Origin of the sequence: Flavobacterium adiutor (genome assembly GCF_048282555.1) — a bacterium.
Lineage (GTDB): Bacteria > Bacteroidota > Bacteroidia > Flavobacteriales > Flavobacteriaceae > Flavobacterium.
In genome coordinates, this window is sequence record NZ_CP182487.1 from 2737213 (window position 1) to 2758789 (window position 21577).

The following is a 21577-nucleotide window of genomic DNA, read 5'->3' on the forward strand; positions in this document are numbered from 1 at the left end:
CAAAATTAGTGCATCATTAAAATATAGAAATCATGGCCGATATTATACCATCTATCATTCAACAAATGTATTATGCGGGACAACTGCTTCAGCTTGACGATTTCAACCGGGAACAGGATTATAATATCAGGTACCGTAATTTTGGCAATCAACAGCTATTCTCTGCGGGGGTTCTTTCAGGTCTTACAGTTCATACTAGTGGTTCAGCGATAAGTGTAAGCTCAGGTGCGGCAATTGATATAAACGGAGCTTACATATTATTAACAGCCGAGAAATCCTATGTAATAACTTCGGCCGACGGAGAGTATCAGTTTACTATAAGTCATCAGACTGTTCCTGTATCAGGTACTGATAATCAGCTAAAAAGTGATCCAGAATTAAAACTGATTGCTGCTGGAGAATCAATAAATAATGGTATACTACTTGCCAATGTAACCATCACCAATAAAATTGTATCCAAAATCGAAGGTGCTGCATTGGCAGTACAGATTCGTCCTTCAAGAATTCCTCAACAATCAATTCAAAACCTTGATGCTTCAGTCATAACAAAAGGCATTTTTGATACGAATCGTATTCCTGATCTTCAAAACCTTAATGGAAAATTAACTCCATCACAATTGCCGCCGGATATAATCGGAAATAAACATTATCTTACTTTTTTTGTCGATCAGACTGTAGTGGGAGAAGGCTCTAAAATTCAGTTTTCATGGAATACAACTGAAGATGTTGACAGTATCTCACTCTCTTTTTTTTCAGAACACGGAATCAGCAATCTTAATTCAGGAGACAATGCTATAAAACTTATAGAAGCAAGTTTTCCTTATACTATTCTGGCTACTACAACATTTACTCTTACAGCTTTTATAAAAGGTGTTATCGTAAACCAGAAGCAACTAACCATTACGGTATTCACCTTGATGGAACTTGCCAGGCTGCAGTTTACAAATAAAAAATTGGCAAGTGATTGTATTTCCCTTATCCTAAAACATTTTCCACTAGCTTCTGCTAATGACACGGCTATAGCAATGGCAAAGGCAGGTTATCAATTGACTGAGATGACAGCTGCGTTAAAAATTGGATTTCCTAAACTTACACCAGAGCAGGTCGCAGAGGCAATTTCGCTGGCATTCGGAAGGACAACACCCGCTGATCTTGCCATATTGGACAAAGAGAAGGGTCTGACTTCTATAGAAGCAGGGGCAAATCTGGTATCTCAATTTCCAGGAATAAGCGCTATGGATTTTGGTCTTTCTCTTGCACAGGCAGGCTACAGTACTGAACAGCTTGGTCTGGCACTGAAACAATATTTCCCAAAACTCTCCCCTGTGGAAGTAGCTGGCATTTTTCGCCAGATTCATAAATAAATTATTAAAAACAAATCAATTATGGAAAATCTTAAAAATTTAGAGCAGCAATTACTTGCTTATCAAGAAACTGGCCTGAGTCCACTTGAGGCTGTTAAAAAATTAAAATCCGGCGGTTTAGCTGCTAGTGCTGCACTGGCAGCGGCTCCCGCAATACACCCACAAGTACTGGCTACTATTTTAAGTACAATATGGAAGGGAATAACACCCTTGGAAATGGCTCAGGGACTAAAAGCTTTTGATAATGATCCGGAATTTGTTGCAAAAGGATTGATGTCAGATGAAGGATTTCCAGACCTGACAGCCTTGCAATTAGGAAAGATATTACTGGATCCAACTATATTCCCTAATCTTTCTAAAGAAGATATGTTTATGGTTCTTATCGCAGTAAATTTCACTCCCGATGTTGCACAAGCAGCTATTACAGTATTATATAATCTTACTACAAGTTATGCTTTGAACCTTACAGGCAATCCATCGTACCTAACCGCACCATCCAATTCTGTTTATAATTTTGGGACATTCGACTTTTCTCTTCAGGCGTGGGTCAGAACTAAAGGATCAGGCACAGTGATTTCAAGAAAATCGACTCAGGGAGGTTCTGGAAACGGGGGATTTCTTTTAGTGATAAAAAATGATTCCAGTATTAAATTTGCAACTGACAATGGTTTTGGATTCTATGAAATAAATTCAGTACCTTCAGGAATAAATGATGATAACTGGCATTTCCTGACTGCCGTAAGACGTTCGAATGTATTAGAACTTTACCTCGATGGTAAGCTAATTCAGTCTACTCCACGTTCTAATATTTCCCCTCCCATTGATGTAAACAACAACCTTCCGTTGATGATGGGTAATGTTGCTCAGATACAGGAACCATTCCGTCAGTTTACAGGAAGTATTGATGAAGTAAGGATATGGAATCGAGCGTTATCTACTACTGAAATTCTAGCAAACATGAATAAACCGCTTCTGGGAAATGAAGCAGGATTGATAGGCTATTATACTTTCTCTGCCCAAAACGGTAATGACAGTTCACCTACAAAAAACAACGCTACACCAATAGGATCTGTTTCCTACGTTTCCCCGGGTGCAATCTCTTAAATCGGCTTACTTCGTGTTGATCTGTAGGAATTTTTAGCAGTTTTATACAATCTAAAAGGTACACTAAAACATAAAGCCTTCAAATTTTACAATTTGCAGGCTTTATCATTTTTTTTTGCGGGTTTTTAAAAAGATTAAAAGCTTTCGTTTTCGCTTCTTTTATCCTTTCTTCGGTGAGAGCAGGATTAAATGACATTGAACGTGACCTGACTTACTCTTATAGTTAGCAACTTGTCGTTATTTTATCGTTTTAAGTAATCAAGATTTTTTTATTCATTAAAAATTTAATAAAAACATCATATTGATAAATAGTAAAGTTGTATGAGGGTCATATAGCTTTGCAGTAACTTAAAACTAATGCAGTGGACGTACAACACAATACTTTTTTAAATAAAAAACCTGTTTTTAATAAAGTTTACCTGCAAAACTGGAAAGCTCTGTATGCTTTTGCTTTTAATATTTTACGTGATAAAGAATCAGCTGAAGATATTATTCAGGAAATATTTATTGATTTTTGGGTACGAATGAATGATATTGAAATTCAAAATTATACTGCATATTTATTTCAGGCTGTTCGAAACCAATGTGCAAAAAGTCTTAAAAATAAGAAACTAACTGCTTTTGAATTACAAGTTTTAGAAGAATCTATACAGTTGATAGAGGAACAGGAATTTACTGAATTTCCAAAAGAACAGCTTGTTGAGCAAGTCAGACAAAAAGCACATGAAATTTTACCTCCAAAGTGCCTTGAAATCTTTAATCTTAGATTTTATGAAAATAGGAGTATTAAAGATATTGCTGAACATAAAAACATATCGGTAAGTACGGTGGAAAATCAAATCAATAAAGCGTTAAAAATGTTAAAGACAGAAAATAATTATTACCTTAAATTATTAGCCATCCTTATTTTTTGTTCTTAACTAGAGTTATTTTCAAACTTTTTGTTAAGAATGTTAACAAATTGTAATGCTTTAAAAATTTTATAGGTGCTGCCTGCTTTTCGTGTACTATATAGTAAAGACCTTATCTAATAGTCATATGCAAAAACAGTACAAGCATCTTTTTAAAAGATACAGTGAAGACCAATCTTCTGAAAAGGAAAAAAAAATAATAAATACATATTTCAACAAAATTCAGGATAACGGTATTACAGAACATACCGTTGATAGTGTTTTGGGAGATCGTATTTTACTTAAAATTGAAGAGCGTTTAGAAAGAAAAAAGAAAACCTATTATTATAGAATTTCGGCATCTGTTGCGGCGGTTGTACTTTTAGGTACGTTGCTGTTTACTTTTAATTCTATTTTTAAAACGAATCAATTTATTACTGTTGTTGCCCAATTTGGCGAGCAAAAAAATGTACGGTTACCTGATTCCTCCGTGGTTTATTTAAATTCAGGAAGCAGTATAGTTTATCCAGAACACTTTGGAGAAGATTCCAGAGAAATTACTTTAAAAGGAGAGGCTTATTTTGAAGTTGTACACAAAGAAAAACATCCCTTTATAATTTCTTCAGCTCATTTAAAAATACAGGTTCTGGGTACGAGATTTATTGTAACCAATTATGAAAAAGGTATTCCGGCAGTAACGGTTGTTTCCGGAAAAGTAAAAGTTACAGATCAGCATTCATCTAAATCTGAAATTATCACTAAAAATCAAAGAATAACTTATGATGATGTTTCCGGTGCTCTCATAAGATCCAATAATATAGAATCATCAAATTACCTGGCATGGAAAGAAGGAAGAATCTTTTTTGATCACGCTCAGATAGATCAGGTATTGCTAACAATTCAGAGGAAATACAATGTGGTATTTAAACTGGATTCAAAACTTTATCAATGCAATACTATTAGTGGAAATTTCTCAGGCAATGACATCGAAAAAATCTTAAGTAGCATTCGTTTTATTAATGATATGGAATATACTACAATCAAAAATGACACTATAAAAATAAAATTAAAACCCTGTAAAAACTAACGCCTATGCAAAACTGAAAAACTACTCAAAAAACATAAAAAAACCCGAACATGGCGGCCACCAATCATCGGGTTAAATTAATTGAAAATAATTAACATAAAACAAATATATTCAAATTATGTATCTTGTAACAAATAAAAACAATAATAAAAAGATCATACTTTTCTTTTTCTTGGTTACGTTATGGACGCAAGTGATATTTGCGTCAGCATTTAGCTCGCAAAGCACAGAATCTACTCCAGTATCCGTTTCAAAAAATGTTTATGAACTCAAAGCTTTATTTAAAACTATTGAAAGTCAAACTGATTTTTCGCTTCTTTATTCCGATGAGGTTGCAAAACTTAAAACTCAAGTTCCTGTTAGTTCAGGAACACAAACGATAGCATCATTACTTAAGGAAGCTGCTGTAAAATTTAACGTTGCTTATCAAATAAATGATGGTTTGATTACTTTTAAAATGAATAGTCTTGCTAAAGGTAAAAAGGTTGTAAATGGCGTAAAGCAAATAAAAATCTCAGGGACAGTTACAGATAATTTAGGTAAACCCATTCCGGGAGCTACAATCCTAATTGAGGGAACATCAGTAGGTGTACAAACAGATTTAGATGGAAAATATAGTATTGAGGCCAAAGAAGGAGAAATACTTGTTTTTGTTTATATGGGATTTAAAACGGTTAAGCAAAAAGTTGAAACAGAAAGGATAATCAATATTACCCTTGAAGAGGAAGCCGAAGCACTAAACGAGTTAGTAATTACTGCCTTAGGAATTAAACGAGAAGAAAAGGCTCTTGGATATGCTGTACAAAAAGTCGAGGGTTCTTCCGTACAAACGGTAAAAGGTGTAGATGTTGCAACATCATTAACTGGTAAAGTATCAGGTTTACTTGTGAAAAACAGCACTGAATTTGCTGAAGCTCCTACTGTTGAAATTCGAGGTGAAAGTGCCTTGTTAGTTATTGATGGAGTACCTTATGCAAACATGACCCTTAGAGATATTCCTGCTGATGATATAGAATCTTTAAGTGTATTGAAAGGTGCAACTGCGTCAGCTTTATATGGTTATCGTGGTGCCAGCGGTGCTATTGTGGTAACAACTAAAAAAGGAAGTTCTAAAAAAGGCCTTACCGTATCACTAAACAGCAGTACGATGTTTACAGCAGGTTATTTGGCAATTCCTGAAACCCAAACGACTTTTGGAAGACAGATAGATGCTACTACTAATATGTATAAAGGTACAGGCTCCTGGGGAGTACCAATGGAAGGGCAGGAAGTTGTTCAGTGGGATCCGGTTAGTAAATCCTATAAATCGATGCCTTATTTACCAATAGGAAAGGATAATTTTAAAAACTTTCTGGATCAGGGGTATATTTTAAATAACAACTTAAGTGTAACACAGCAAGGAGAATTTGGGAATCTTAGATCATCTGCAACCTGGGTTAGCAATAAAGGGCAATATCCAAATTCTCAATATGATAAATATACTTATACATTAGGTGGAGATATGAGTTTAGATAAATTTAAATTATCATCTTCAATATCGATAAATAAGCAAAGCTCGCCAAATATTGGATTTAATGGTTATAAAGGTTATGATCCAATGTATAATATTCTGGTTTGGTCATCTCCGGATTACGACATAAGAAAATATAAAGATTATTGGCTTGTAAAAAATGAATCGCAAAACAACAGTTATACCGGTACAAATAATAATCCTTATTTTGACAGATTTGAAAGATTACACAGTTTAGACCGTAATGTTTTTAACGGTTTTGTTTCGGCAAGTTATGAAATAGTTCCCTGGCTTAAAGCGACTGTCAGAACTGGTTTTGATACCTATAATAATAAGCAGACTGTTAGGATTTCAAAAGGATCTCTGGTTGGTGCGGGTGTTTCTACCGTTATTCTTAACGGGACTGAGATTTGGGGAGAATCTTTAAAAGGATCTTATAATGAAGGTTTAGGAAGTGGTTATAGTTCTAACACTGATTTTATCTTAACTGGAAATAAAAAAATTAATGATTTTGATATTGAGGGTCTTTTTGGAGGTACTATTTATTATACACAAGACGAAGGTATTGAGGCCAGAACCCAGGGAGGACTTTCTGTTCCGGGTTTCTATTCTTTAAAAGCTTCTGTTACTAATGCCGTTGTAAACTCTTCTGTTTACAAAAGACAGGTAAATAGTTTTTATGGAAGACTTGCCGGATCTTGGAAGGGAATGGCTTTTCTTGAGGGTACTTTACGAAAGGACTGGAGTTCGACACTTCCTGAATCTACACGTTCTTATCTGTATCCATCTGTTTCAGGCAGTTTTTTAGTTTCAGAAGTTTTACCAAAATTTGATTGGTTATCCTTATGGAAACTTCGAGGTTCCTGGACTTCATCTAAAACCCCGGCAGGAGTTTATGATATTAATTCGGTTTACAATATTACAACCAATGCCTGGGGAGGTTTAAACTCGGCTTCCTATCCTGATGTTATACGCGGTAACGAAGTTAGGCCAGAATCGTCCAGTACTTGGGAAATGGGTACAGCTGCCAGTTTAGTCAAAAAACGTTTGTCATTTGATTTTACCTATTATTCAAAAAGAATGTACGATTTTTTGACACCTACCAATGTAAGCAGTGCATCAGGTTTTAGTGCCAATTATATCAATATAGATCAGGAAATTACCCGAAGAGGAGTTGAGCTTACATTAAACCTTACGCCAATAAAAACAGCTGACTGGCAATGGGATGTAATGGCAAACTGGTCTAAGTATGCACGCTATTATACTAAGTTAGACAAAAAATTTTCGGCCGACAGACCTTGGGTAAAAGTGGGAAAAAGAGTTGATGCTTTTGTTTTAAATGATTTCCAAAAGAGTGCTGATGGCAGTATAATTTATGAGAATGGACTACCGGTCTATTCTGCTTATGAATCGGTTTATGGATATGGTGATCCTGATTGGATTTGGGGCTTGACATCTTCGCTTCGTTATAAAAATTTTACTTTGAATATTGCTGTCGATGGAAGAGTAGGAGGTTTGGCGCAAACTACAACCGAAATGTATATGTGGCAGTCTGGAAACCATCCTGACTCTGTAAATGATATTCGTTACAAAGATATTACCACAGGTACAAGTAATTACATTGGAGATGGGGTAAAAGTAATTTCAGGTACAGTAACTTATAATGCCTACGGAAATATTACGAGTGACACCAGACAATATGATAAAAATGACGTGCCTGTAACTTATGAAAACTATGTAAAAAGAATTCATAAAGGTACAGCCTGGGGAGGTAATCCTTCTCCTGCTGATACTTACAGCACTACTTTTTTGAAAGTAAGAGAAGTCTCATTGACTTATAATGTTCCTAAGTCAGTATATAGTTTTATAAAAGCAAAAAATGCTACCCTATCAGCAATAGGTCAAAATTTATTCCTTTGGGCAAAAGATTTTAAATATTCTGATCCAGATGGAGGAGTTGATAATTTTAGCGATCCGTCACAGCGTTTTGTAGGTTGCAATATTAAGCTTGAATTCTAAATTGAAAATTAAACATAATTTAAAATTATTGATATGAAAAAAATAATCGTTGCAATTACAGGTATGCTAATGTTTTCCAGCTGTAGTAATTTTGATGAAATCAATACAAACCCTAATACACCTACTCAGGTAAGTGCTTCATTGTTAGCTACAAATGTAATTCTGAGTATTGCGAAATATCAAGGTAGTGATGCAAAAGAATATATTTCTGAAAATGCTTTGCCTAAATATGTTGGTTATGCAAATGAGGGACAATTAGGAACCCAATATAACTTAATAGCCAATTCAAGTTTTAACAAAATGACCATTTTTCCTGATATTGATAAAATGGTACTGGCAGCTCAGGGCAGTCCGGCAGAAAACTCATACAAAGGAATAGGTCATTTTATACGAGCGTACACTTTCTATCTCCTGACTATGAAGATGGGAGATATTCCATACAGTGAAACAAATCTTGGTCTGCAGGGAAATTACAAACCAAAATACGATTCTCAAAAAGAAGTTTTTATGGGTATTCTTACTGAATTAGAACAGGCAAGTATTGAATTCTCAAAAGGTGCTACTTTTGATGGCGATCCAACTATTTTTAAAGGAAATCCCCTAAGATGGAGAAGAGCCTGCAATGCATTTGAACTTAAAATTTTAATGACTTTGAGTGGAAAAGAAAACGATGCTGATTTAAAAATTAAAGAGAAATTTGCCCGTATAGTTAATGAAAATATACTTCTTCAAGATGATTCTGATTATTTTGGTTTGGAGTATAATAGTGTAAACTTGCATCCCTTATACAGTACAAACGATATGTTTACTGGTAGAACTATTTTAAGTGATATCGTGGTAGATAATCTTAAAAGACTAAATGATAAACGATTGTTTTATTTTGGAGAACCCTCAGCAGATCAAATTGCAAAAGGTTTTTCTCAAAACGATTTTATGGCTTATACAGGTGTAAAAACTTCATTAGATTACGGACTAATGAATGCCAATTATGCAGCAGGAAAATATTCTAAAATAAACCTGAGATACCAAACCAAACAAAATAGCGATCCAAGAAGGCTGCTTACCTATGCTGAACAGGAATTGATTTTGGCTGAAGCACGAATCAAAGGTTGGATTACTACATCAAGTGCAAAGGTTTACTACGAAAATGGAGTTAAAGCTGCCTTAAAAAATGTCATGAGTACCGATGCTACTTTTGCACATGGAAATCCTATTATGCAAAATGATATTGATACTTATTTTACAGGTGAAGCAGCTTTTGCTGAAGATGCAGCTACTCAATTAAAGCAAATATGGATGCAGCGTTACCTCCTTAATTTTTTAGTTGACGGTGAAACTTCGTATTTTGAATACAGAAGAAATAAATATCCTGATTTTAATATTGACCCATCAACGAACTTAAACGTTAATAGTCCAGCAAGCATGCCCGTGAGATATCTATATCCTTCTTCAGAATTGAATTATAACAGTCAAAATTTGATGGAAGCATTAAATCGTCAGTTTGGAGGTTATGATGAAATTAATAAAACAATGTGGCTTTTAGCAAATTAGCCAAAAGATATATATTGACTTTCATTTTTTGTTTTTTTATTTTTTTTAGCGCTGCTCTTTATAATTAGAGCAGCGTTTTTATTGGTGAATAATAGAAAACAAGAAATCAATTTTATAAAGATTTAGAGATAAAATTATGAGAAAAGTGAAACTTTTGATAGTTATTCTTTTAGGAATACAAATGAAGGGACAGAATTTAAAAATAATGAGCTATAACATCCGTGTTGATCTTAAAGCTGATGGTGATAATGACTGGAGTCACCGCAAAGATTTTTTTACATCGCAAATTGCGTTTTATGATCCGGATGTATTAGGAATTCAGGAAGCAGCACCCAATCAGGTAAATGACATTGCAAATAAACTTTCAAAATATAGTTTTGTTGGAATAGGAAGAGATGGGATTGGAAAAGGGGAATCCTCAGCTATTTTTTATAATAAAGAACGTTTAAAAATGCTTGTAAGTAACACTTTTTGGCTCTCAGAAACACCAGGTGAAATTTCTTTGGGTTGGGATGCGGCATATAAAAGAGTATGCACATATGCTTTGTTTAAAGATTTAAAAACAAAGCAGTTTTTCTGGGTTTTCAATACCCATTTAGACCATGTAGGTGAACAAGCAAAAATAAATGGTATAAAACTGATTTTGGGTAAAATTAAAGAAGTGAATAATAAAAATTATCAGGTCATTTTTACTGGAGATTTAAATTCAGAGCCAGACTCAGATGCGATTTTGCTTCTAAAGAAAGCGATGAAAGATACCAGAACAATTTCAAAAACACAACCTTTTGGCCCTTCTGGAACTTTTAACGGTTTTAAGTATAATGAACCCGTAACACGATTATTGGATTATATTTTTATATCTAAAGATGCTGGTTTTAAAGTAGAAAAATTTGCTGTTTTAAGTGATTCAAAAGAGTTAAGATATCCATCGGATCATTTGCCTGTTTATATAGAATTGGGTTATTAAAGAAATTGATCCGTTTTATAGCATTTGCGAATAACTTTATCTTTATAAATTTAAACCTATCGAAAAATGAATAGCAAAAGTCATTTTTTGATCCATAGATTTTCGACTTTTTGGCCTTTCAGTGGGGAGAGCAGGATTCGACCCTTAAGCCCGTAACCCACATATTTCCTGCATTTTTAATTTTTAAAAACTAGAGTTCTACGATTTTGCAATGAAATTCAAAACGTAAAAATTATTTGAGTAATTAAAAGAAACTTGTTTAAATGAACATTATAATTCTTGCTTGAAATGTAAAAGTAAGGAAAAAGAAGAAAATTATAAAAATTTTAGTTATGATTAATTAGAGAAGGAAGAGGAATCAGAATCTAAATTCTGTATTCCGCTCTTATTAAACTATGAAGATATTTAAATAATACTTTTCAGGAGAAACATTATACTGTCAAACAACTATTTTTTCTTTTGCAATAAAATACAAGCTCCACCACCTGGTGCTAGTTTAACATCTATAAAATCATTACTGGTAACTTCTTTAGAAATCGTTTCATGACTCACTTTATTAGTTCTGAAATCTGCATCTTTTCCGTCCTGTATGATCATTGTTTTGTAACTGCCTTTCCCTAATATTTTAAGCGGAATACGTAGTGAACGACAATCTTCATTTGTTGCTGCAGCTATAAGCCAGTTTCCATCTGCTGCCTGACGTGCCATAACAATGTACTGACCAATTTCTCCGCTAATTGTTTTACTTTCCTGCCAAGGCTGTTGTTGTGCACTAATAAACTTTAATAATTCCGGATACTTATTGTAGTTTTCAGGAATATCAGGAATAATAGTTGCCCCTGAAAATGTTATGAGCGTGCGTGCTGCTTCTGCTGTAATCGTAGAAGGAACAGGCATTGGATTGTCGACTCTTCCTTTTTGCTCCATATCAAAAGTGCCGTTGTTCATATCGATAGGTCCCGCTACCATATTTACAAATACAGAGGTAACAAACGTTTCAGGTTGAAATACTCTTCGTGCATCCAATTGTGCCTGACAGAACTCGCGTGTAACTGCGTTGGGCCAGGTTCTCATTTGTCCGTACGGATGAACAGGATCATCATGAAAATCGACCATCAAATGGTTTTCCGCACAAATTTTTGTTATATGTTGTGTATGTATGTTTTTTTCCTCCGGCGTGCCTTGCATAAAACCATATTTTACACCTGCAGCTCCCCAGTCTCCATATTGTTTTAATGTCTTTTCTAAAGGATAATTTTTTCCTCCAACATCATTCAGATAAAGCCAAATGCCAACATTTTTTTGTTTTCCATAAGTAATAATCTGATGTACTTGTTCAACTTTTCCTCCTTTTAAAGGATCTGATTCTTTACTAAATTCTTCACCGTACCAGTTAGCGTCTAAGACTAATGATTTCATTGCATTCTCAGACGCTAAATCAACCATTCGCTTCCATGATTCCAGTGACATGTCATATTTAAATCCATCGGCTACTGCACCGTCAATACGCCAATCCCATACAGCCACCCCTGGGGTTACCCACGAAAAATCTGCTCCTTTAGCTGGTTCAGGATTAAGCAATTCAATTAAGTGAGAATCAATTAGATCTCCCGGAGCTCTTCCATACATAACAACTCTCCATGCTTTTGCATTTTTAGAAGGTATCGAAAAGAGCGTTGTTCCTTTTTTTGGCTGTAAAAGTAAAGGATCTCCACTTTCAAGATTAGCTTCATGTACTGCCATATAACTATTTTCAGCAGCTTTGACAACCATAACAGGTTTGCGAATATCATTTGCTTCTGATAACTTTTCGGGACCTATATTATGCCTTTCTTCATTATAATACCAGGCTGAGTAGTTATTTGAAAAGTTAAATTCTGTGAATTCTTTCTCTGCATTTAACCCTTCATACCTGAAAGCCATTCCATCATTGTACACTCTTATTTTTATTTGATAAGAAGTGAGATCTATTATGGTCTGATTGTAATGATCAGATACATTTTTCCTTTTACCCCAAACGGGCTGCCAAAATCCTTTTACAGAGGAATTACTAACTTTTTTCCAATGGATATTGTTTGATGATTCTAGCCCAAGCTTAGATTTTTTTATCAATAAACGATTATCAGCCCGAAAACTGTATTCGATTGTATTTTCAATGGTTTGTTCAATCTCAACTATAAGTTTCTTATCAGGAGAAGTTACGGTAACTGAGTGTTTTTTTGATTGAGCTAATAGAATTGCCGGTAACTGAATACAAACAAATACAAATACAACTAATTTCTTTTTATACCTCATTATTTTTTTTTATTGTCAACAAAACTCTCAATCTTATTTGCTATACGAAAGAATTATTCTATGAATTTAAAAACACATTCTGTCATTTACCCGAAATGACAAAAACACTGCCATCCGAAATTCTGAGATTAAAAGTGCCAGAGAATCCCGTATTTTTAATTTTGGAAAAAAAATGATGCTTAATGGAACTTTTCAGGTGAACCAAAAATATCAAAAAGCTTCTAATTAGACAAATATAACTTACGGACAGCTTAACAAATGTTATTCTTTGAACGATATTTCTACCGAAATGGGGGTCTATGAGACATTTATAGCAAATTTTAAGATTATTACAAAGTCCTGAACGAATCACAATGAGTGACGGGAACAAAAAGCGGACTGGAAAGTGTTTAAAACTTTATAGAATAAGCTTTTGAAGTATTATGAAAGAGTTTTAAAAAACAAATCAGAACGCAAATTATAGAAGAGATTAAAGACCAAAATATTAAATTTATACAGCCCAGCGAGGTAATTCTTTTCGGATTTATGATGATTTAATTTCTTTCTATTGCTTCGATTTTATCTAAGGCGATTTAGGCAGTAAAAAATAAGGAAAAGATGATTTTTTTCCTTTAATGCCTAAAGTTAGAAAATTGAAAAGTAAAATAACTTTGATTACTTCTGATCTAAAATTGTAATTTACTTGCACTCTATTTAATTAACAGCTTCCTTTTTCTTTTTCTCGCCTCTGGCTTTAGAACTTGGATTAATTGTGGCCGAAATTCCTAAATTGATTCCCATGCCCATCGTATTTGAACTCTTATTAATATTATTAGTAAAATATTTTAGAGGAAGAGATGTATTTACCTTGACCATTGGAGATATGCGGTATTCAAGACCTGCATCGCCAAGGAAGGTGAAATATTCATTCGAATCTGAACTCGATGATACACCGACTGTTTTTATTTTGATTTTAATATTGGTCATCGTATAGCCGCCCAAACCAAAAGAGGCAAAAAACCTCAGAGGTTTGTCTGGACTGTTGTAATAGCGGTACATCAATTCAGTGCCCATAAGCATAAAGGTACGGATCGTTCCTTTTTTGCCCGGTTCCATACCACCTTCGGGTTTTTTATTTCCCATACTTATATTTAAAAGCAGAGTAGACTGTGAGGTGAGTGCTTTTTTGAAATTCAGTCCTTTAGTTATTACTACATCACTGGTTCCATTTAGTTTTGGACCGAAAATCGCTAAAGGCGAATAAAAAAATCCGACATCGAAATTATCTTTGTAATTCTGCATTTTATCTAATTGTATGTCCTCATAGGAGTATAGTACATCCGTAGTATAACTTGTACCTGACAACTCCTCATCAAGTTCACTTTTTAAAAGGTCTAAACTTTCATATCGGCTGTTTATGAAGTTAAAAGGGTATGCGCTGTCTTTGTAAATGACCGCATTCTGGGTTTGGTCATTAAATGGATTGATAAGAAAGAAAACAGATTCTTTTATCTTTCGTACAGAAGAAATGGTGTAAATAATGGCATTATAACAATTTAAGGAATTCTTATTTTCCTTATCCAGTATATTAATGTACACTATGTTATAATCAGAGAAAAGCCCTGATTTTATGTAAATATTATTCTCGCTGAGGGTTTTTAAATCTTGCCCGCCAGCATTCATTACCAGTACTCCTTTTGGGGATGCCGAATTTTCCTGAAACAGGTACTGGCTATAACAGTTTGCTCTGGGAGTATTGAATTCATAAATTTTCTGTGAGAATAAAATCTGCATGGTAAGCAGGCTCAGGATTGTTATGGTTTTTTTTTCAAAAAGTAGACAGGTTGATATATTACGCATATACATTGCTATATTAGAAGATTTATTAAATAAATGGAAAAAGAAGGCAGCGGTTTTGCTGATTTACTTAATAACCAAACTCTTGGAAGAAACGGTGTGTGCGGAAAAATAACCAAGTGCTCCGCCGCTTATATTACTTGGGGGATCTGCAGGTGTCACGCTCAATGCTGTCAACTTAAGGCAAATTTATTTAAATTAGCTTACTTTTATGTCAAATAAAAGTAACAAAATTATAGATCATATTAAAAGTGTTTTAATGAGTGAATCATTTAAGACTAAGCATAGGAAAAAGGATTCGGCATTTATCAGAAATCGTATTTTATCATTTGTTGAATTAGTTGTTATTCAAATAAATCGTTTAGTTCTAAGCTTGAATGTAGAATTGGAAAATTTTTTGGACTTAATAGATTCTAATCAGAGTTATAGTAAACAAGCTTTTAGCAAAGCTAGACAGCTTTTTAGTCATAGTGCATTTATTGAATTAAATAAAATTTACATACAGGGATTTTACGAAGAAGATTCTTATTTAAAATATAAGGATGATTATATATTATTAGCTGTTGATGGGAGTCTTTGTCAATTACCAGAATCGAAAGAAGTGGCAGACTATTTCATAAGATGGAAAAATCATCTACCAACGGAGGGGATGCCTATGGCAAGAGTATCTTTATTATATGATGTTTTGAATCAGACAGTTATTGATGCATCTATTTCACCTAATACTTTTGGAGAAATTACACTTTTTAAAAAACATTTAAAAGAGACGACCTCATTTTTAGAACAACTCAAAACTCCAATTATTTTTTTAATGGATAGAGGATATCCTAGCTTTGAATTAATGCAGGAAATAAAAAACAAAGAAAACTATTTTGTTATACGTTGTAAAGCAAGCTATAGAAAAGAAGTAATTGAATTTGTAAATAAAAACATAAACGAGGATGAATTACTATTAATCGAAGGTAAACGAAAAATGAATGTCCGAATTGTTAGAATACTCCTGAGCTCAAATCAATATGAATATTTGTTGACCAATACAGATTTTGACATAAATGAATTGTCAGATTTATATTTTAAAAGATGGGGGATAGAAACTTTTTATGAATTTTTAAAAAATAAATTGCAATTAGAAAATTTTTCATCGAAAACCAAGGAAGGAATTTTTCAAGATTTCTTTGTTAGTATATTGATAGCCAATATCAGTAGTTTATTGGTAAACGATGCACAAAAACAGTTAGATCAAGAAGTCTCTGAAAAAAGAAAATATTCTCAAAAAGTGAATAAAAATATAGCAATTGGAATAGTAAGAAATAATATCGCCAAACTACTAATGTCAGATACTGGGAAAACTGAAACAATAATAGCACGATTAATAACCAAAATCAAAAGACATACTATAGATCTTAAACCTGATAGGAGTTTTGTTAGAAGGAAGCTAAAACGAAGTAAAAGAAAATATCATATAGCACAAAAAAGAGGTTTTTGACCCTTAAGTTGACAGCATTGGGTGTCACGCTTCCGTTTGAAACCTGAACCAGCGCGCTGAAGTAGGTATATACTTCGGGATCTATGCACTGCATTTCAACGTGGATTATATTTCCAGGCAGAAGCTCATCGTCTTTGTCTAGCGATGGGAATAAGCTTCTCTGATTCACCATTCCATTATTTAGATTATATGTAAATACCTGTACAGTCTTATTGTTTTTGTATTCAATACTCAGAATAAACAAATAGCGGTTACCCAGCTGCTCGGGATCCGTGTAAATAGGAAGTATAGTGTAGTTGGTTTTACCTCCAATATTCATGGAATCCTGTATAAGATCGTCCAGTGCTACCGGATCTGGCATAGTGCTCTGTGCTGTGAAATTCTCCCCGTCGACCGATACATGAAGGGTATAAGTTATGCCGGGTGCAGCAGCCAGACTGGAGGTTTTGTAGCGTCCATCAGATTCGTAAGCAAGGATTTCTGTATGACCCTGATTGTCACTGACGGTAACCACAGCATTGGTAACTGGCGGATATTTATTGCTTTCCGTAAATGCCACAGATCTTGTAATGCGTACATAATAAGGACCAGTCTGGTTCGTGATATTCCCTTCAATGACAATAGAGCCACTTTTGTCCTGTAAATCCAGGGTAATTTCTTTTTCACATCCGGCAGCAAACAGTACAGATAATAATATAAAAAATACTTTTTTCATTTTTAAAATTTGAAATTATAAGTGATATTAGGAATCATTTTAAAAAGGGATGTCTGGACGGCTCTTGTCATGCCTGGTTTGTCTGGGTTATCTTCGAAGTTTATGGAATAAGCATTTTCAAAACCGAAAAGATTATAGAATCCAAAACTCCACGATCCATGAAATCTCTTGTTAGTTTTCGGATCATAAGTTGCACTTATATCCAGCCTGCGGTAGGAGGGCATTCTATCAGCATTTCGGCTGGTGTATTGAAAAATGGTCTGGCCGTTAAGCTCGTATTTCCCAGTCGGGTAAGTCACAGCATTACCGGTACTGTACAGAAAGGTTCCAGAAACAGACCATTTGGGATTTAAAGTATAGGTAGCCACAACAGATAGATCATGTGTTTTATCAAGACGTGCATTATACCACTCATTATTATTGATTCCGTTTATTTTACGCTCGGTTTTTGACAACGTGTAGGATATCCAGCCCGTAAGTGCTCCCTCTTTCTTTTTGGCAATAAGCTCGATGCCATAGGCTCTTCCTTTGCCAAACAAAAGTTCGCTTTCCACATCTTTTCCGGAATCAAAACTTATCTCGGCACCATTTTTATAATCAATCTGATTTTTCATGTCCTTATAGTATACCTCGGTATTAATTTCGTAATTGTTATCACTGAAGTTTCTGCTATAGCCTGCACTTATCTGATCCGCTATCTCAGGCTTGACCGTATAGCTGCTCCCAATCCACTGATCAGAAGGGTTTCCGCTGCTGCTATTGGAAAGCAAATGCAGATTCTGGGTGTTTCGGGAATATCCGGCCTTTATGCTGCTGAATTCATTGATCCTATAGTTAGCTGTCAGACGGGGTTCAATATTATAATAGGTTTTACCGATAGATCCCTTAGCGAGGTCTTTACTGTCAATGAGTACGCCATTCTCATAGATGTTATAAGTATCTCCTCCAATAACACTAAAGGCAGACAGTCTGATGCCGTAGTTAAGTGTTAAAGGTTCAGAAATTTTAAAATCATCATTTACATAAAGGGCATTTTCCCACGAATTTCGGGTACTTTTAGGGTAGCTGCTTACACTGCTTCCAGATGCGGTGCTTGGAGTGATGGCATGAAAGATGGACTGCAGTCCAAATCGGACAGAGTGATTGTTGCTGGCAAACCAAGAGAAATCCTGTTTCAGGTTTCTGTCCTTGATTTTGGAGCTCATTGTTGTGGTCTCATCGCTGGCACTCTCCAGACTGACATTATAATCGTAGTTGCTGTAGATAAGTGAGGTGTTTGAGAATAGACGGCTACTGATAATACTGTTCCATCGCAATGTAGCGGTTGTATTGCCCCAATCAGTTGAAAATGAACTACCCAGTCCCATTACATCTCTGCCAAAATATCCTGATAGATAAAAGCGGTTGTTTTTATTTATCTGGTAATTAGCCTTCATGTTAAGATCGTAGAAGTAAAGTTTTGTATCCTTGAAATCATCATTTCCTTTGAGGAACATGTCCACATATGTTCTTCGGCCTGATATTATAAAAGAAGACTTATCCTTCTGAATAGGCCCCTCAACACTAAGCCTGCTGCTGATAAGACCGATTCCTCCAGAAACATTGTAATCCTGATTATTCCCGTCTTTCATTTTTACATCCATCACAGAGGAAAGCCTGCCGCCGTATTGTGATGGGCTGTTTCCCTTTATGATGCTGGCATCTTTCAGGGCATCACTGTTAAAAGTACTGAAGATACCCAAAAGGTGTGAGGCGTTATAAACGGGTGCTTCGTCCAATAAAATAAGATTTTGGTCGGCAGCACCTCCTCGTACGCTGAATCCCGAACTTCCATCTCCGGTACTTTTAACACCAGGCAGCAGCTGGATTGTTTTTATTACGTCCTTTTCTCCAAAAAGTACTGGAAGTTTTTCGATTTTTTTAATGTTTAGGATTTCCATTCCCATCTGTGCCTCACTCAGGTTTTTATCCTTTTTTGTGCGTGAGACCACAACTTCATTAAGGGTATTGGCTTGTTCACCATCCATAAGCCAGTCAATCCTGATATTTTTATCAAGAGTAATGTTTTTCTGCTGCTGTTCGAATCCTATGTAGCTGCATGTAATGCTGTACTGTCCATGCGGAATTGATATAGAATAGAATCCGTATTCATTGGTAACTGCTGAATAGGCACTGTTCTGTATGATTTGAACAGCGGCACCAATAATAAGTTCTCCGCTATTTTTGTCTTTGATCGTACCGCTAATGGTATATTTCTGCTGAGACAAACTTGTGCCAGAGCATAGGAACAGTACAGTCGGTATAAAATGCCTGATAAAAAATGTTTTCATTTGCTACTGTGTTTTACAGCAAAAATGTGAAAGCATTTTTGAATATTAAGCGCTATTTAAAGTGAAGTGGACGAAAAAGCAGATAAAGTGGACAAGACCTTGTAAGCTGAATTGAGAAACAGGATTTTCCAGACGGTTACTATATACTTTAAGGATGTAAAAAAAAGATATTTCCAGTATCAAATACCCAGTTAAATCATTTTTTTATTGTAAGGAATGTTTAAAAAGTTGATGTTGCGTTAAGTATTGTCAGACGGTAGAGAGCCATTCCAGAAAATCTGTAACTTTTTCTTTTCCTACCAATACGGTATCAGGAAAATCAGAATTTAAAGTAATCCTTATTTTACGATTTGGGTAATGTACAGCTGATTTGACTGCTTTTCTGTTGATTAGATACTGACGGTTGGCACGGTAAAAAAAAGGTGAAAATTTTTTCTCCAAGGTGTCCAGATTCTGGTTTACTGGCCATTTTCTTCCTTCAAAACTTAAGGCATGTACGGTTAAGTTTTCAATTAAAAAAAATGCGATCTCGCTGCCTGACAGCGGTGTTATTTTATGTCCTTGGTGCAGGATTACAGATGGCATAGTAGATGGTTTAAAGCTGTCAGAAAGGCCTGAGAGCATTTTTTTGAAATCCATAAAATAATTGTCTGTTCGGGTGAGGAGCGAATATTTCTTCAATGCTTTGCTTATGGAATCCTTATTGACGGGTTTTATAATGTAATCAATACCCATTGTTTCAAAAGCTTCCAGTGCATAATTATTAAAGGCTGTACAGAATATGATAGGCACTCTGTTTTTGGTGGCTGTAAAAATGTCAAAACTCAGACCATCACCTAACTGAATATCGGAAAATATAAGATCAATTTTGGGTTTAGTTTTAAAGAATTCTATTGCTTCTTCAACAGAAGGAAGCTGGGCACAGATTACGGCATCCGGCATTACTTCCGCAATTGTCCTGGCTAGGTCAGTGGCAAGAGGTCTCTCATCTTCTATAATAACAATATTCATAGTTTAAAGCATTGGGATTATCACGGTAAATTGCTGCTGTGTTTCTTCGATTATGATTTCTTTTTCGCTCAGCAGCTTATATCTGCTGTTTAGATTTGTCAACCCGGTATTGTTGCGTTGCACGTATGTAACGGGATTTTTTTTATTGGTTACAATAAGCGCTGAGGATGCATATCTGATCTGAAATTCCAAAGGCTTTTTTTCAGTAAAATGATTGTGCTTAAATATATTTTCAACCAGTATCTGTAAGGCAAAAACAGGTAGTTTATGGCTGTAGATTTTACTTGGTACTTCAATGGTGAAGGTAAAGGCACTGCCGAAACGCACTCGCTGCAGGGCAAGATAGTCATCTACAAAATTCAGTTCTTTCTCCAGGTAAACCAAATCTGCTGCTGCTGAGTTGATGGAGTATTGAAGGAAATGGGAAAGCGTTACAACATACTCTTCGGCTTTATCATTATTTGTGGTAATAAGAGACTTGAGGGTACTGAGTGTATTAAACAGTAAATGAGGATGGAGCTGCTGCACCAGAACCTGTTTTTGGGCTTCGCTATTCTGAAACTTTAAGTCCTGCACCTGTCTTTCTGTGATTTGTTTGTTATGCGAAGTTACAATATTGTTGCAGAGGATCATGATGACTATATTGGGGAGTGTTAAAAAGAAAAGGCTATATAAAATATTTGCTTTTTCGAAGTCTGTCGGACTGGGTATTTCATAATCGGGCACAGCTATTTTTGCTGAAATCCTCAAAATAATCAGAATAGTTTGAGATATTAGAAATTTCGTAAAATTGTTCATCTCGGGTTTCTTTAGGAGTAGGAAGATATGGATGGACCAGATGATAAGGCTGGCAGCAGTTAGAATAGTAAAAAGCAGCAGACAAGTCTTAAAATCAAATTTTTGGCTCAGGAATGGAGGGCTTGCTCCGTAAAATGCCAGAATGGGTGATATGAGAAAGGCGTTAATCCATAATTTTTTAGTCATGGTCATCATTTTTAAAGTTTGAAAAATTGACCAGTTTCTATTCTCAATTTTAGCAATAAAGTGCCTTTGAAAAAGACGGATTAATTTTGACTCAGGCATTTTCCAACCGCAATAAAATCAATACCCAAAAGCAATTTTTTCGTTACTATGATTTTCTAACTCAAAGAACGAATTAACGCAAGCGATATACAAAAAAATTAGATATCCAGCCTGATTTTATAGATTTGAAGGTATGTTTTATCTATAAAGCTTTTTGAGAATAATAAAATATATTAAATGATCAGGTTTAAAATATTTTATGAATCTTCTTCATTTAGCCCTAATTATATCCTGATATTCAAAAAGGATACAATCTAACTCAAGAGCTCCGTGGCATCTTTGAGAATACAACCGATAAAATCATTGGTTTTGCAAAATTAGCCAGATGG

At 34.8% G+C, this 21577-nt stretch carries 14 protein-coding genes; 8 read left to right on the top strand and 6 right to left on the bottom strand.

The genetic code is table 11. The features are described 5' to 3' along the window. Positions 1–32 precede the first annotated feature (32 nt). From ACNC7R_RS11525 to ACNC7R_RS11555, 7 genes are all read left to right on the top strand, one after another. Positions 33–1364: a hypothetical protein gene (locus ACNC7R_RS11525; RefSeq protein ID WP_417941235.1), complete on the top strand. Its 1332-nt coding sequence runs from the start codon at positions 33–35 to the stop codon at positions 1362–1364. Between the two features lie 21 nt (positions 1365–1385). Beyond that, positions 1386–2468, top strand: a complete 1083-nt coding sequence (locus ACNC7R_RS11530; protein WP_417941236.1) for a LamG domain-containing protein — start codon at positions 1386–1388, stop codon at positions 2466–2468. A gap of 362 nt (positions 2469–2830) precedes the next feature. Then, complete coding sequence (locus tag ACNC7R_RS11535) at positions 2831–3388, top strand: sigma-70 family RNA polymerase sigma factor (protein WP_417941237.1); 558 nt, start codon at positions 2831–2833, stop codon at positions 3386–3388. Positions 3389–3506: 118 nt separating this feature from the next. Beyond that, positions 3507–4445, top strand: coding sequence for a FecR family protein (locus tag ACNC7R_RS11540; RefSeq protein WP_417941238.1), 939 nt, complete (start codon positions 3507–3509; stop codon positions 4443–4445). A 118-nt stretch (positions 4446–4563) separates the two neighbouring features. Continuing rightward, a complete protein-coding gene (locus ACNC7R_RS11545; protein WP_417941239.1) occupies positions 4564–7974 on the top strand; it encodes a SusC/RagA family TonB-linked outer membrane protein in 3411 nt (1136 codons plus the stop codon). Positions 7975–8007: 33 nt separating this feature from the next. Continuing rightward, positions 8008–9525 (top strand): SusD/RagB family nutrient-binding outer membrane lipoprotein, encoded by a 1518-nt coding sequence (locus ACNC7R_RS11550; RefSeq protein ID WP_417941240.1) that lies wholly within the window; start codon positions 8008–8010, stop codon positions 9523–9525. A gap of 205 nt (positions 9526–9730) precedes the next feature. After that, complete coding sequence (locus tag ACNC7R_RS11555; RefSeq protein ID WP_417941241.1) at positions 9731–10492, top strand: endonuclease/exonuclease/phosphatase family protein; 762 nt, start codon at positions 9731–9733, stop codon at positions 10490–10492. A gap of 447 nt (positions 10493–10939) precedes the next feature. On the opposite strand, the gene ACNC7R_RS11560 is transcribed toward ACNC7R_RS11555, so the two are convergent. After that, complete coding sequence (locus ACNC7R_RS11560) at positions 10940–12787, bottom strand: glycoside hydrolase family 97 catalytic domain-containing protein (protein ID WP_417941242.1); 1848 nt, start codon at positions 12785–12787, stop codon at positions 10940–10942. A 693-nt stretch (positions 12788–13480) separates the two neighbouring features. Then, the gene (locus ACNC7R_RS11565) at positions 13481–14626 is read right to left on the bottom strand and encodes a hypothetical protein (RefSeq protein ID WP_417941243.1); all 1146 of its coding nucleotides are present in this window, start codon (positions 14624–14626) and stop codon (positions 13481–13483) included. Between the two features lie 256 nt (positions 14627–14882). Between ACNC7R_RS11565 and ACNC7R_RS11570 the strand changes: the two genes are divergently transcribed. Then, on the top strand, positions 14883–16109 hold the full coding sequence (locus ACNC7R_RS11570) for an IS4 family transposase (RefSeq protein ID WP_417941244.1): 1227 nt from the start codon (positions 14883–14885) through the stop codon (positions 16107–16109). Here ACNC7R_RS11570 and ACNC7R_RS11575 read toward each other — a convergent pair. The 4 genes from ACNC7R_RS11575 to ACNC7R_RS11590 form a co-directional block, all read right to left on the bottom strand. Further along, the gene (locus tag ACNC7R_RS11575) at positions 16048–16824 is read right to left on the bottom strand and encodes a DUF4249 domain-containing protein (RefSeq protein WP_417941245.1); all 777 of its coding nucleotides are present in this window, start codon (positions 16822–16824) and stop codon (positions 16048–16050) included. The genes ACNC7R_RS11570 and ACNC7R_RS11575 overlap by 62 nt on opposite strands. 2 nt (positions 16825–16826) lie before the next feature. After that, a complete protein-coding gene (locus ACNC7R_RS11580; RefSeq protein ID WP_417941246.1) occupies positions 16827–19154 on the bottom strand; it encodes a TonB-dependent receptor in 2328 nt (775 codons plus the stop codon). A gap of 249 nt (positions 19155–19403) precedes the next feature. After that, positions 19404–20165, bottom strand: coding sequence for a LytR/AlgR family response regulator transcription factor (locus tag ACNC7R_RS11585; RefSeq protein ID WP_417941247.1), 762 nt, complete (start codon positions 20163–20165; stop codon positions 19404–19406). Positions 20166–20168: 3 nt separating this feature from the next. After that, the gene (locus ACNC7R_RS11590) at positions 20169–21149 is read right to left on the bottom strand and encodes a sensor histidine kinase (RefSeq protein ID WP_417941248.1); all 981 of its coding nucleotides are present in this window, start codon (positions 21147–21149) and stop codon (positions 20169–20171) included. Positions 21150–21577: the final 428 nt, after the last annotated feature.